This window comes from Paraburkholderia hospita (genome assembly GCF_002902965.1).
Taxonomy (GTDB): Bacteria; Pseudomonadota; Gammaproteobacteria; order Burkholderiales; family Burkholderiaceae; genus Paraburkholderia; species Paraburkholderia hospita.
Genome location: NZ_CP026106.1, coordinates 1006654 through 1020445 on the forward strand (window position 1 = coordinate 1006654; position 13792 = coordinate 1020445).

Consider the following 13792-nt stretch of genomic DNA (forward strand, 5'->3'; position numbering starts at 1 on the left):
ATCCGCCAGAGCCCGTATACGGCGTCCGGCGCATGGACGCTGTCTGTCATCAGGTTGGAGACCCGAGAAAGACAAGGAGAAGACACATGTTACGTCTAACGTCAGCAAGGGTAGTCGCGGCGGTCCTCGCATCATTGGGACTTTGCCTCGGATCGGCGGCGCACGCCCAGGGCAAGCAGTTGACATTGTGCTGGGCGGCGTGGGACCCCGCCAATGCACTCGTCGAATTATCGAAAGACTTCACGGCCAAAACCGGCATTGCAATGAAGTTCGAGTTCGTGCCATGGACGAGCTACGCAGACCGCTTCATCAACGAACTCAATTCACACGGCAAACTGTGCGATCTGATCATCGGCGATAGCCAGTGGATTGGCGGAGCGGCTGTCAATGGTCACTACGTGAAGTTGAATGATTTCTTCGCGAAGAACAAGATCTCCATGGATGACTTCGTGCCGGCAACCGTTGTCGGCTACGCGGAATGGCCGAAGAACACGCCGAACTACTGGGCGTTGCCTGCCATGGCGGACGCGGTGGGCTGGACCTATCGGAAAGACTGGTTTGCAAGGCCTGAGCTGCGCGCCGAGTTCAAGCAGAAATACAAACGCGAACTCGAACCGCCAACCACGATGGACGAACTCAAGCAAACTGCCGAGTTTTTCCAGGGGCGGAAGATCGATGGAAAGACCGTGTACGGCGTGTATATCTTCACGGAGCGCGGTTCGGAAGGCATCACGATGGGCGTGACGAACATGCTCTACAACTTCGGCTTCGAATATCAGGATCCCAAGAAGCCATATCACCTCGAAGGCTTTGTGAACTCACCCGGTGCAATCAAGGGGCTGGAGTTCTATAAGGCGCTGTACAAATGCTGCACGGCGCCGGGCATGACGAACGCGTATATGCAGGAAGGACTCGATGCGTTCAAGTCCGGTCAGGTTGCGATGCAGATGAACTGGTTCGCGTTCTTCCCGGGGCTGTACAAGGATCCGAATGTCGGCGGCGACAAGATTGGCTTCTTCGTCAATCCAAAGGAAACAAAACAGTTCACGCAGCTCGGCGGGCAGGGTATCTCCGTCGTGTCGTACTCGGATCACAAAGCGGACGCGCTCGAATACATCAAATGGTTCGCGCAAGCCGATGTGCAGAAGAAATGGTGGCAACTCGGCGGCTATTCGGCGGCGAAGTCGGTCGTGGATGCACCCGACTTTCCGAAGAGCGCACCGTTCGCGCCCGCCTTCCTGAAGTCGATGTCGATCGTCAAGGACTTCTGGGCGGAGCCGGCCTACGCAGAGTTGCTGCTCGACATGCAGAAGCGCGTGCACGACTATGTGGTTGCCGATAAAGGCACGGCAAAAGAAGCACTCGATCTGCTGGTCAAGGACTGGAACAAGGTCTTCAAGGCGGAAGGGAAGTAGAGACGCATTAGCAATCAAAATATCTCGGGTCGCGGATTAGCGGGCGGGTCATCCCCGCTAATCCGCGAAAAGGAGTCGGCATGTTGGCAAACAAGCCTTTTGCTCCGGAAGGGTTGCAGGCGAAACGGCCGCCGCGCGCGGCCGTGCGCCAGCGCGGGCTGTCCGACAGGACGATCGCGTGGCTGTTCATTCTTCCGACCATCGTATTGCTGCTCGCGATCAACATCTTTCCGTTGATCTGGGCATTGCGCCTGTCGTTCACGAATTTCAAATCGAACATGCCCAGCGTGCCCGCGCGCAATGTCGGCATCGACAACTACACGGACATTCTGACCGACGAAGACATCTGGTACGCGATGCAGGTCACCGCGCGCTTCGTATTCTGGTCGGTCGGACTGGAAGTCCTGCTCGGGTTCGGGCTCGCGCTGCTGATCAACCGGCAGTTCAGAGGCCATAGTTTCTGGACGACGCTGATCCTGCTGCCGATGATGTTGTCGCCCGCCGTGGTCGGCAATTTCTGGACCTTCCTGCTGCAGCCGCAAACCGGTCTCTTCAACGACATCGTCAGCTTCTTCACGGGCATTCCGCCCAGCTCGTTCCAGATGATCGGCGACGTGCCGCTCGCGCCATGGACCATCGTGATGGTTGATACATGGATGTGGACGCCGTACGTGATGCTGATCTGTCTCGCCGGGCTGCGCTCGATTCCCGACTACATCTACGAAGCGGCTGAAGTCGACCGTGCCTCGCCGTGGCGCCAGTTCTGGTCGATCACACTGCCGATGACGCTGCCGTTCCTGATGCTCGCGATCCTGTTTCGCGGCATCGAGAACTTCAAGATGTTCGACATGGTGAATCTGCTGACATCAGGCGGTCCTGGCTCTGTAACGGAAACCGTATCGATCACGCTCAAGCGCGCCGCGTTCGAGAAGTGGCAGACGGGCTATTCGTCCGCGCTCGCGATCATCCTGTTCGTCGTCGTATTCGGTGCTGCGAATATCTATGTGAAGGCACTCAACAAGGTGAAACAGCGATGACAGACCTTGCCCTTCAACAATCAGTCGTAGCTGCCACGCCGCGCAGCAAGACGTTTGCCGCCGTCGTCGTGATTGCGTACGCGCTCATTGCGACCTTGCCGATCGTGTGGATCATTCTGACGAGCTTCAAGACGCAAGAGGACGCGATTGCCTATCCGCCCGTCGTGATGTTTCAGCCATCGATGGAGGGCTATGTGAACCTCTTCACGATCCGCTCGCGGCAGACGCCGGAGTTCATCGCGAGCCTGCCGCCCGCAACGGCCTGGTATGACCGCGATGTGCGTAAGCGCAACATGGTGATCGCGGGACCGTCGAAGGTCTTGCCGCGCTTCGTCAACTCACTGGTGATCGGCTTCGGCTCGACGTTTCTCGCGGTGTTTCTCGGCACGCTTGCCGCCTATGCGTTCTCGCGCTTCAAGGTGCCGCTCGCCGACGATCTGCTGTTCTTCATTCTGTCGACGCGGATGATGCCGCCCATTGCCGTCGCGATCCCGATTTACCTGATGTACCGCGCGCTCGGGCTCGCGGATACATACCTGGGCATGATCGTGCTTTATACGGCCGTGAACGTGTCGCTAGCCGTGTGGCTGCTCAAGGGCTTCATCGACGAGATCCCGCGTGAATACGAAGAGGCCGCGCTCGTAGACGGCTACACCCGCATGCAGGCTTTCATCAAGGTCGTACTGCCGCAAGCGATCACAGGCATTGCCGCCACGGCGATCTTTTGCCTGATCTTTGCGTGGAACGAGTACGCGTTCGCTCTACTGCTGACCAGCGGCGACGCGCAGACGATGCCGCCGTTCATTCCGTTCATCATCGGCGAGGGCGGTCAGGACTGGCCGGCCGTTGCGGCCGCCACCACCCTGTTCGTGCTGCCGATCCTGGTCTTCACCGTCGTGCTGCGCAAGCATCTGTTGCGCGGTATCACTTTTGGAGCGGTGCGCAAATGAAAGCCCTACCTGCCACGCCGCGGCGGCGCTTCCTTCGCAGGCGCTACTGGGAAAGCGCATCGATGGCACTCATTGGTCTGGGCATTGCCATGCTGGTTCAACCGTTCACCGTCGACCTCTATACATGGTCGTTTCCCGTGATTCTGGTGGGCGCGCTGGCCTTTGTCGTGACAAGCCATTTCCCGGACTGAGCCATGTCGACGATCGTTCTCTCCAATCTCCACAAGCGCTTCGGCGACTTCACCGCCGTGCACGATACGAATCTCACGGTGGGCAACGGCCGTTTCGTGGTGCTGCTCGGACCGTCCGGCTGTGGAAAGACGACCACGTTGCGGATGATCGCCGGACTCGAACTGCCGACGTCGGGCCAGATCCTGATCGACGGCGAAGACGTGACGGCACTGCGAGCGCGTCAGCGCGACATCGCATTCGTGTTCCAGATGTTCGCGCTCTATCCGCATATGACGGTGCGCAACAACATCGCCTTTCCGCTGAAGAACGAGGGTATCTCGCGCCGCGAAATAGCGACGCGCGTCGATACGGCTGCGCGCATGCTGCGCATCGAACACCTGATGGACCGAAAGACGGGCGGATTGTCGGGCGGCGACCGTCAGCGCGTCGCATTGGGACGCGCCATCGTGCGCCATCCGAAGGCCTTTCTGATGGACGAGCCACTTGGCACGCTCGATGCGGACTTCCGCGAACTGATGTGTCTCGAGTTGCGCAAGCTGCATAACGCGCTCACGGCAACGACCGTCTATGTCACGCACGACCAGAGCGAAGCGATGGCCATGGCCGACGACATCGTCGTGATGAATCGCGGAGAAGTGCTGCAGTCCGCGTCGCCGCATGAGATCTATCACTTTCCTGCGACCGTGTTCGTCGGCAGCTTCATCGGCAGCCCGCCGATGAATTTTCTGGCGGTGGACGGCGGCGTTCCGGCGGGCGCGGAACAGGTCTCGCTGGGCGGTGCGGCCGTGGCCGTGCCGCGTACCGACGCGTCGGCCGCGAAGGCGCTGGTGGGGGTGCGGCCCGAGCACGTCATGATCGATGAACGCGGCGCGTTGCGCGGACGTGTGATCGCGGACGAATATCTCGGCTCCCATCAGATTCTCGTCGTCGAGACGGCGCTTGGCATCATGCGCGTGCGGGTCGGGAAGGACGAGGGGCGCGCGGCGGGTTCGCAGGTCGGGCTGTCGTTTCGCAAGGAACGCACACTGCTGTACGACGCGGACAGCGGCAAGCTGCTGCCCGGCGCCGCACGCCAGATGGCCTTTAACGGTAACGGCAGCGGAGGCGCTTATGTCTGAGATTCGCCTGCACAACGTGACGAAGCGATTCGGCGATATCGTCGCGGTGGACGACGTGTCGATCGACGTGAACGAGGGCGAGTTCGTCGTGCTGCTCGGACCGAGCGGCGCGGGCAAGACGACGACATTGCGGCTCATTGCGGGCCTCGAACGGCCCGACGAAGGCGAGATATTCATCGACGGCGAAGCGGCCACGGACATGCATCCTGCAGACCGCGACGTCGCCTTCATTTTTCAGCAGTATTCGCTCTATCCGCATCTGACGGTGTTCGGCAATCTGGCGTTTCCATTGCGCTCGCCGCGGCGGCGCTCGAGCGAGGCGGAAGTCAGCGCGCGCGTGCGGTCAGTCGCGCAGATGCTGCACATCGAGTCGAAACTCGCCAACATGGCGACGCATCTGTCAGGCGGCGAGATGCAGCGGGTTGCAATTGGCCGCGCGCTCGTGCGCGAACCCAAAGTGTTTCTGATGGACGAGCCCTTGTCATCGCTCGATGCGAAACTGCGTGAGGAATTGCGCATCGAACTGAAGCGGCTGCATCGCTCCATCGGCGCAACGATCATCTATGTCACGCACGACCAGGTCGAGGCAACGACGCTTGCCGATCGCATCGGCATACTCGAGCACGGTCGCATCGTGCAGATGGGCACGCCGCGCGAAGTCTATGGCAACCCGGCGTCGCTCAGCGCGGCGCAACGTCTCGGCTCGCCGCCCATCAACCTGCTGCCGCCCGCGCTGTTCGATCCGGCGGCGATGCCGGCGGGTACGTCGACTGTCGCGATCCGTCCGGAAGACATCGTGCTGCACGGCGCTGATGCACGCGACGCGCTCAACCTTCGTGTGCTCGAATATTCTCCGTTGCGGCATCTGCTGATTCTCGACCGCGAAGGCACCGCGATCGTCGCGACCACGATGACAGAACGCAACTTCACGCCAGGGCAAACGGTCGGCGTGTCACTGCCGCCGCGCAGCCTTCTTTATTTTCGTTCCGACGGCAGGAGGATTCCGGCATGAACGGCAAAACGGTCATGGCGTGCATCGAGGCTGCGCATGCAACGCTAAAGGAACACACTGAGGAGATCGCCACGCTTGATCAGCAGATCGGTGACGGCGATCACATCTTCAATCTGTTGCGCGGGGTCGATGCACTGCTCGGCCTGCGCGCCGATATCGAAGCCGAAACATTCTCACCGGCGCTGGATCTCGCTGCGTCGAAATTGCTGTCGACGGTGGGCGGATCGTCGGGGCCGCTGTTCTATTCGCTGTTGCACGGTATGGCGAAAGCGTCGGCTGGGAGCGGGGACATTGCAAGCGTGCAGGACGCGGCGCGGATCTTCGCCGCGGGTGTCGATGCCGTTGCCCAGCGCGGCAAGGCCGGTATCGGCAGCAAGACGATGATGGACGTGCTGATTCCCGTGGCGTCGCGCCTGGCGGAACTGGCTGACAACGATGCGCCGCCGGAAGCCGTGCTCGACACCCTGCCGGAAGTCGCGGAGCAGAGCATGCTCGCTACGCGCGACATGCTCGCGACCAAGGGGCGCGCATCGTTTCTCGGCGAACGCTCGCGAGGCCACATCGATCCGGGTGCGCGGTCGAGCCAGTTGATGATCGACGCCGTATGTGCGCGGCTCGCGCAAGACAGAGCGTAGAAGGAGCGGAGACCATGAAGAAATTCATCAATCACGTCGACGACTTTCTGGTCGAGAGCCTGGCCGGATTCGGCGCCGCGCACAGCGATCTCGTCGTGCTCAATCAGGAACCGGTATTCGTGCGGCGCAAGACCCTGAAGCCGGGCAAAGTCGCGCTGATCTCGGGCGGCGGGTCGGGACACGAGCCGCTGCACATCGGCTTCGTCGGCTACGGGATGCTGGACGCCGCGTGTCCGGGCCAGGTCTTCACGTCGCCAACACCCGACCAGATGATGGCCGCCGCGCAGGCCGTCGATACGGGCGCGGGCACGCTGTTTATCGTCAAGAACTATTCGGGCGATCTGATGAACTTCGAAATGGCGTCGGAGATGTCGGAGTTGCCCAATGCGATGGTGCTGATCAACGACGACGTCGCCGTCGAAAATTCCAGTTACACGACGGGGCGGCGCGGCGTGGCGGGTGCCGTGATCGTCGAGAAGCTGGTGGGGAGTCTCGCCGAAACCGGCGCGGATCTCGAACAATGCAAGGCGTTCGGCGACCGGATCAACAAGCATACGGCGTCGATGGGCGTTGCTTTTTCCAGTTGCACGGTGCCGGCGGCGGGCACGCTCACGTTCAAGATCGGCGACGACGAAATCGAAGTCGGCGTCGGGATACATGGCGAGCCGGGGCGGCGGCGTGCCCGTTTCGCCGCGGCCGACGCGATTGCGGGCGAACTGCTGACGGCCATTGTCGCGGATCTCAAGCCGCCAGCCGGTGCGGAACTGCTAGTGTTGATCAACGGGCTGGGCGGCACGCCGCTCGGCGAACTCTATCTGTTATTCAATTCCACGCGCCTGTGGCTGCAACAGCGTGATCTGAAGATTGCACGCGTGAAAGTGGATTCGCTGACGACTTCGCTCGAAATGGCGGGCGCGTCGATTACGTTGTGCGTGATGAACGACGAGATGCTAAGACATTGGGATAGCGCGGTGCACACGCCGTCGCTGAGGTGGGGTATGTAGCGGATATTGAATGTCGCTCTCCCGCCTGAAGGACGACCGCCTGAACGCATCGCACGCATGAGTTTTTGACATGGTGCGCATGCGCAGATTTCGCTTGTTGCGTGATATTGGCAAACCTACAGTCGGTTGTCGCGCAAAGCCTTCGCACCGTGCCGCTGTGTCACGTGAGACAGGCAGTGGACATCGATCGTTCATCAGGAGACCGTCATGCAAGACATCAAACGGGGCAGAAGGCAGGCAATCAAGACGATCGGCGCGGCACTCGCGGCTTCGACGTTGCCGATGCCGTTCATCAACGTGCGCGCCCAGCAGCAACAGAATTTCTCGGGAAAAACCCTGCGTCTCCTCACCTGGTCCGACGATACGGGCACGGCCGCGTTGCGCAACATCGCCGCGACCTTCAGTGCGAAGACGGGTGCGAAAGTGATCGCCGACCGCGCTGACGGAACGTCCGGCATGGTCGCCAAGGTCAAGGCAGCAGGCGACCGTCCCACCTACGACGTGATCACGCTGGCAGGCGTCGGCGCATCCGGGCTCGGCGATGCAGGCCTGCTCGTCAAGCCGGATCTGGACAAGCTGCCGAACCTGAAAGACGTGGCGGCGCAGTACCGCACGGGCGCGAACGGCTTCGGCGTCGGCTATCTGCTCTGGTCGGACGGCCTGATTTACAACACATCGACGGTCAAGACGCCGCCTGACTCGTACGAAGCGCTGTGGGACCCGAAGTACGCGGGCCGCATTTTCCTGCCGCCGCCGGAGTGGGCCGAGGCAGTCGATCTCGCGATCATCGCTGCGAAGCTCGCAGGCGGTTCGCAGCAGAACATCGAGCCGGGTTTCAAGAAGCTTGCGCAACTGAAAGATCGTGTGATGACGCTCGGTGAAAACCCGAATCAGGTTGCCGATCTGTTTCGCACGGGTTCGCTCGATATCGGCGGCATTTATTCACCCGCGTTTTTCCCCGCTCAGATCCGCAAGCCGGAGTACAAGATGGGCGTGACCTACGGGATGAAGGAAGGCTTCGCGACGCAACTGATGTTTACCGTCATTCCGAAGTCGCACCCGGGCGATGCCGACCTGATCCACGCGTTCATCAACCATTCGCTCGATGCGGGCGTGCAGGGCCGGATGGCCGCCGATGTCCTGAATGGCCCGGTCAACTCGAAGGCCATGATTCCCGCCGAGAGCAGCGCCTATGTGCCGAGCCCGAAGCAGATCGCCGAAAAGGCGGTGCTGCATGACGACAAGGCGCTCGCGGCCGTGCAGCCCGCGTGGATCAAGCGCTACACGGAAATCTTCTCGGCATGAACGGAATGCCCGCGCTCTTTTCGCGGCGCGGGCGCGCTGACGTCGCGCCGGCTGGGTCGACAGGCGTGCCCGACGGGCACGCCGCGAGCGGTGCCGACAGCGCGTCCGCGCGCGCGAGGCCGTGGCTGCTCCTTGCGCCGATTCTCGTGTTTCTCGCCGTGCTCGCCGCCGCCGCGCTGGTCGTGGTGCGAATGAGCTTCGGCGTCTCAGGGAACGAATGGCGCGCGTACACGCTGCATAACTATGTCGAACTCGCCGACAGCTACTTCGTCAAGTCGCTGTGGCTGACGTTGCGGCTCGCTTTTCAAAGCATGGTGTGCGCGGTGCTGCTCGCTATTCCCGTTGCGCTTGCAATGGCACGCACCGAGTCGCGCCTTGTGCGGCGCCTGCTGCTCGCGGGCGTGCTGCTGCCGCTGCTCGTGAATCTACTGTTGCAGGGCTACGGGTGGCTCGTGATCCTCGGCCCAGCCGGATTGCTCAACCATGCGTTGCTCGGCAGCGGGCTCGTGTCGCGTCCCGTCATGTGGCTCTATCGCGAACATGGTGTGTTGCTCGGTCTGATCCAGACGGCGTTTCCGCTGGCCGTGCTGCCGATATCGAGTGCGATGCGGGCGATTTCCGTTTCGTATGAAGAGGCCGCGGCGACGCTCGGCGCGAGCCGCTGGCAAACCATGCGCGACATCGTGCTGCCGCTCGCGATGCCTGGCATCGTATCCGGCGCGCTGCTCGTCTTTGCGTATAACGCGAGTGCGTTCGCGGTGCCGCTGTTGCTCGGCGGACGACGCGTTCCCATGCTCGCGGTGCTGGTTCACGACCAGGTCTCGCCGCTGCTGAACTGGCCTGCGGCGTCGGCATCGGGCGTCGTGCTGATGGTCGCCACGCTTTCGCTGATGGCGCTGTCTCAATGGCTGCTGCGCCGCATGCAGCGTCTGGAGGGTTCTGCCTGATGAGTACGCAAGGTGTGTTGCCTCGCCGGCCGTTGGGCGCGCTGAGGCCATCCTCGACGATGCCGGGCCGGCTTGGGAAGGTGGCGGCCCTGTCGGCTGCGATCGTGCTGTTTCTGGCGGCGCTCCCCATTCTGACGATGATCACGATGTCGTTCAGCGCGGCGGATACGCTTGAATTTCCGCCGCATGCGTACAACCTGCGGTGGTATCGCGCGGCGTGGCACACGTTCGTTTCGCCTGACGCAAGCGATGCGCTGTCGATGGGCGCGGCGCTCGGAACGAGTCTGCTCGTCGCCGTGTCGACGATGATCATTGCGACGCTCGTTTCCGTGCCCGCCGCGTACGCGTTGAGCCGCTACCGTTTTCGCGGCAAGCGGCTCGTCGAACAACTGGTCGCGCTGCCTCTCGTGTATCCGCTGGTCATGCTGGGACTGTCGCTGCTGCTGGTGTTCAACGTTCTGCCCGTCGAACTCGGCGTGTTCCGGCTGATCATCGCCCACGTGATTCTCGCGCTGCCGTTCACGGTGAAGAATTGCGCGGCGTCGGTGGCGTCGATCGGGCCGGAGTTCGAAGAGGCCGCTTACGTGATGGGCGCGAGCCCGCGACGCGCGCTCGTCGATGTCGTGTTGCCGCTGATGCGGCCGGGCATTCTCGCGGGCATGCTGTTCGCGTTCATCATCTCGTTCAACGAATTCACGGTGACGTTCTTTCTGTATGGCATCGACACGATGACGCTTCCCGTATGGCTGTACAGCCGCACGGTGTCTTCGCTCGATCCAACCGTGTTTTCGTTCGCGGTGTTCGTCGTCGCAATCGATTTTGCGCTGATCTGGCTGCTCGAAAAGCTGGTGGGCGACAAAGGGATCGCGCTGTGATCACATTCATCGCGCCTTGCCGCGAAACGGACTGGAAACTGTCATGACTCATCTCACGCTGCAGGCCGTCACGAAACGCTTCGGCGCCGCGCATGCGGTCGACAACGTCGATCTCGCGATCCCCGAAGGCAAGCTGGTGTGCTTTCTCGGACCGTCGGGCTGCGGCAAGACCACGCTGTTGCGGATGATCGCCGGGCTCGAACAGCCAACGTCGGGAGCGGTGATGTTCGCCGGTCGCGATATCACGCACCTGAGCGCGAACCGGCGTGATTTCGGCATGGTGTTTCAGTCACTCGCATTGTTCCCGCATATGACGGTGGCGGAGAACATCGCGTATCCGCTCAAGTTGCGCAAGACGGGCAAGAGCGAGCAGGCGAGGCGGGTCGCTGAACTGCTCGAACTGATCCAGTTGCCGCATATGGCCGGGCGGGCCGTCACCCAGCTTTCCGGCGGCCAGCGGCAGCGCGTGGCGATTGCTCGCGCGATTGCGACGTCACCGAAGCTCCTGTTGCTCGACGAGCCGCTGTCGGCGCTCGATGCAAAGTTGCGCGAGGCGATGCAGATCGAAATTCGCCTGCTGCAACAGCGTCTGGGCATCACGACGATCATGGTCACGCACGATCAGCGCGAAGCGATGACCATGGCCGACCTCATCGTCGTGATGGAGAAAGGTCGTATCGCGCAGGTTGGCAAGCCACTCGATATTTACCGCGACCCTGTCAGCGAATTCGTGGCCGACTTCATTGGCCTTGGCAATATCTTGCCCGTAACAAACGACGAGAGCGGGAAAGTGCGTCTGCCAGGCGGGCAGCAGATCGTTGTCGCCAACGCGGCGCCGATGTCCGTTGCGTCCGGCGATATTCGTCTTCTGATCCGGCCGGAAGATGTGCATCTTCAACTGGGCGCCGATCAGGCCGCCCACGATACGAACTGCGTCCGTGGCACGGTGCGGTTTATTCGCGACGTCGGCGCCTCGCTCGAAGCAACGATCGAATGCGCGGGCTTTACGCTGACTGCCGCGACCACACCGCGCGAAGTGCCGGGTCTTGCACCCGGCGTGCCGGTGCTTGCAGGGCTGCCGGCGCATGCGTGCAAGCTCATCTCTGCGCACGGAGTGCGTGCTTCGGCCTGACGCGTTCTCGCGTCAGGCTGGTTTCGGTGCACACGCGTCCTTTAACCGCTTCTCTGTTACCCCACATCTAACGGTTCCCCATTGCGATGCAGTCGCGCCTTCGTGCTGCGTGGGGAACCGATTCAAATCCGCGACACGGCCCCTTGGGGGCAGGCTGTTTGCGCGCACTCTCCCCACGATGCATCCGCGCGCTGTCATTGCGCGTATAACCTGTCGACAACGCACTTGCTGATTTACGTGAGAGGAGCTTTTGATGTCTCCTGCTGCCGCAGCGTCGATTGCGTTCGTAGTGCTCGTCGCGCTGTTCGCTGCCTTCTGGGCGTGGCAGCTGAAAAGCGCGAACGCGGGGATGATCGATCCGATATGGGCTTTCTCGCTGGGCGCAATCGCTGTGTTCTACGGCATGGCGAGCGACGGCGATTCGCTTGCCCGCGCGCTCGTTGCGACGGGCGGGGGTTTCTGGGGCGCGCGGCTCGGCTGGCATTTGTGGCGGCGTAACGCGGGCAAACGGGAAGATCCGCGTTATCACCGTTTCCGCGAGCAATGGGGCGCGGCTGCGGGACGAAAGATGTTCTGGTTTCTCGAGTTTCAGACGGTCATTTCGATGGTGTTGTCGCTCGCGTTCGCCGTGCCTGCATGGCGCGCAGACAAGCCTTCCGTTGCATGGGTCTCGATTGCGGTAGCGATCTGGCTCGCCTCGGTAACGGGCGAAACAGTGGCGGACAGTCAACTCAGATGCTTCGTCGCCGATCCCGCAAATCAAGGCAAAGTGTGTCGCGTCGGACTGTGGCGCTATTCGCGGCATCCGAATTACTTCTTCGAGTGTCTGCATTGGGTGGCTTATATCGCGCTGTCGATCGGGTCACCCTGGGCGTGGTTGACGCTACTCCCACCCGTGCTCATGGCGTGGCTGCTGATGAAACTCTCAGGCGTGCCGATGCTTGAAGCGCATCTGGTCCATTCGCGTCCGGGTTACGCCGAGTACATGCGCGAGACCAGCGCATTGATACCGTGGCCGCCGCGACGCGGCTGAATCCCACTACGCTTCCAATACACCCGAACGGTGCCCGCCATGACATTTACGGCAACACGGCCTTCGATGGATAAGCCGCTTTTTGCCAGGGAAGACTGGCTCATCCATGCGTGCGAGCGCGGATGGGTGCCGGATCGTGCGATCCGCTTCGGCATGCGCCACCTGATGCGGCAGCGTCTGATCGAAGAAGGCGCATTGGACGGCGAGCTTCGTTCGCAACGTTTCAACTCGCTGCTCGACGAGTTGCGCGCGAGTCCCGTCGCGATCGAAACCGATGCCGCAAACACGCAACACTACGAATTGCCGCCTTCATTCTTCGAGGCGCATCTCGGACCGCACCTGAAGTATTCGTGCTGCCTGTATCCGCGCGGCGACGAGACGCTCGGGCAGGCGGAACAGGCGATGCTCGAAGTCTACGCAGAGCGGGCAAGGATCGAAGACGGCCAGACCATTCTCGATCTCGGTTGCGGCTGGGGCGCGCTTGCATTGTGGTTGGCCGCGCAGTATCCGAATGCCCGAATCGTTGCTTTGTCGAATTCGCGCAGTCAGCGCGAATTCATCGAAGCGCGTGCAGCGTCTGCGGGCATCACGAATCTGCGCGTCGTGACGGGCAACGTTGCTCAGTTCGATTTCGCAGATGAGTTCCACGCCGGTTATTTCGACCGTGTGCTGTCGGTCGAGATGTTCGAGCATATGAAGAACTATGGCCTTCTGCTGGAGCGCGTTGCGCGCTGGATGCGCCCCGATGGAAAACTCTTCGTCCATATTTTCGCGCATCGAACGCTCGCTTATCACTTTCAGAACCGGGACGCTACGGACTGGATGTCGAAGTACTTCTTTACCGGTGGCACGATGCCGTCGGAAGCTTTATTGCTGCACTTTCAGAAGGATCTCCGGATCGACAGGCAGTGGTGGATCGGCGGCGCTCACTACGCACGCACGGCGGAGCAATGGCTTGCGAATCTCGACAAGGCAAGCGAGCGCGTGATGCCAGAACTGGTCCTGACATACGGCGCGGATAACGCGCGGCTCTGGCTCCAGCGCTGGCGCATGTTCTACATGGCTGTGGCCGAACTCTTTGGCTACGCGCAAGGCAATGAATGGGGCGTTGCGCACTACCTGTTCGACAAGCGGTGA

General features: G+C 61.6%; 14 protein-coding genes. All 14 read left to right on the forward strand.

Annotation, left to right across the window (positions count from 1 at the left end; translation table 11 throughout):
• The first annotated feature begins 86 nt into the window (after window positions 1-86).
• The 14 genes from C2L64_RS22930 to C2L64_RS22995 all read left to right on the forward strand — a co-directional run bounded on the left by C2L64_RS22930 (window position 87) and on the right by C2L64_RS22995 (window position 13792).
• Entirely contained in the window at window positions 87-1415 is a 1329-nt protein-coding gene (locus C2L64_RS22930) for an ABC transporter substrate-binding protein (RefSeq protein ID WP_007731674.1), read from the forward strand.
• An 80-nt stretch (window positions 1416-1495) separates the two neighbouring features.
• The gene (locus tag C2L64_RS22935; RefSeq protein WP_009769630.1) at window positions 1496-2452 is read left to right on the forward strand and encodes a carbohydrate ABC transporter permease; all 957 of its coding nucleotides are present in this window, start codon (window positions 1496-1498) and stop codon (window positions 2450-2452) included.
• A complete protein-coding gene (locus C2L64_RS22940) occupies window positions 2449-3402 on the forward strand; it encodes a carbohydrate ABC transporter permease (RefSeq protein WP_007731688.1) in 954 nt (317 codons plus the stop codon). The genes C2L64_RS22935 and C2L64_RS22940 overlap by 4 nt, the downstream gene beginning before the upstream one ends.
• A complete protein-coding gene (locus C2L64_RS22945; RefSeq protein WP_007731690.1) occupies window positions 3399-3593 on the forward strand; it encodes a hypothetical protein in 195 nt (64 codons plus the stop codon). The genes C2L64_RS22940 and C2L64_RS22945 overlap by 4 nt, the downstream gene beginning before the upstream one ends.
• Before the next feature lie 3 nt (window positions 3594-3596).
• Window positions 3597-4712 (forward strand): ABC transporter ATP-binding protein, encoded by a 1116-nt coding sequence (locus C2L64_RS22950; RefSeq protein ID WP_009769628.1) that lies wholly within the window; start codon window positions 3597-3599, stop codon window positions 4710-4712.
• Window positions 4705-5724: an ABC transporter ATP-binding protein gene (locus C2L64_RS22955; protein ID WP_009769627.1), complete on the forward strand. Its 1020-nt coding sequence runs from the start codon at window positions 4705-4707 to the stop codon at window positions 5722-5724. Before C2L64_RS22950 ends, C2L64_RS22955 begins: the two co-directional genes overlap by 8 nt.
• Window positions 5721-6359, forward strand: a complete 639-nt coding sequence (gene dhaL, locus C2L64_RS22960) for a dihydroxyacetone kinase subunit DhaL (protein WP_009769626.1) — start codon at window positions 5721-5723, stop codon at window positions 6357-6359. Before C2L64_RS22955 ends, dhaL begins: the two co-directional genes overlap by 4 nt.
• Window positions 6360-6373: 14 nt before the next feature.
• Complete coding sequence (dhaK, locus tag C2L64_RS22965) at window positions 6374-7363, forward strand: dihydroxyacetone kinase subunit DhaK (protein ID WP_009769625.1); 990 nt, start codon at window positions 6374-6376, stop codon at window positions 7361-7363.
• Between the two features lie 207 nt (window positions 7364-7570).
• Window positions 7571-8668 (forward strand): ABC transporter substrate-binding protein, encoded by a 1098-nt coding sequence (locus tag C2L64_RS22970; RefSeq protein WP_009769624.1) that lies wholly within the window; start codon window positions 7571-7573, stop codon window positions 8666-8668.
• Complete coding sequence (locus tag C2L64_RS22975; protein ID WP_007742422.1) at window positions 8665-9615, forward strand: ABC transporter permease; 951 nt, start codon at window positions 8665-8667, stop codon at window positions 9613-9615. Before C2L64_RS22970 ends, C2L64_RS22975 begins: the two co-directional genes overlap by 4 nt.
• Complete coding sequence (locus tag C2L64_RS22980; RefSeq protein WP_009769623.1) at window positions 9615-10490, forward strand: ABC transporter permease; 876 nt, start codon at window positions 9615-9617, stop codon at window positions 10488-10490. Before C2L64_RS22975 ends, C2L64_RS22980 begins: the two co-directional genes overlap by 1 nt.
• A 43-nt stretch (window positions 10491-10533) precedes the next feature.
• Window positions 10534-11622 (forward strand): ABC transporter ATP-binding protein, encoded by a 1089-nt coding sequence (locus C2L64_RS22985; RefSeq protein WP_009769622.1) that lies wholly within the window; start codon window positions 10534-10536, stop codon window positions 11620-11622.
• Between the two features lie 253 nt (window positions 11623-11875).
• Complete coding sequence (locus C2L64_RS22990; RefSeq protein WP_009769621.1) at window positions 11876-12655, forward strand: DUF1295 domain-containing protein; 780 nt, start codon at window positions 11876-11878, stop codon at window positions 12653-12655.
• Window positions 12656-12694: 39 nt separating this feature from the next.
• Entirely contained in the window at window positions 12695-13792 is a 1098-nt protein-coding gene (locus C2L64_RS22995; RefSeq protein WP_039901892.1) for an SAM-dependent methyltransferase, read from the forward strand.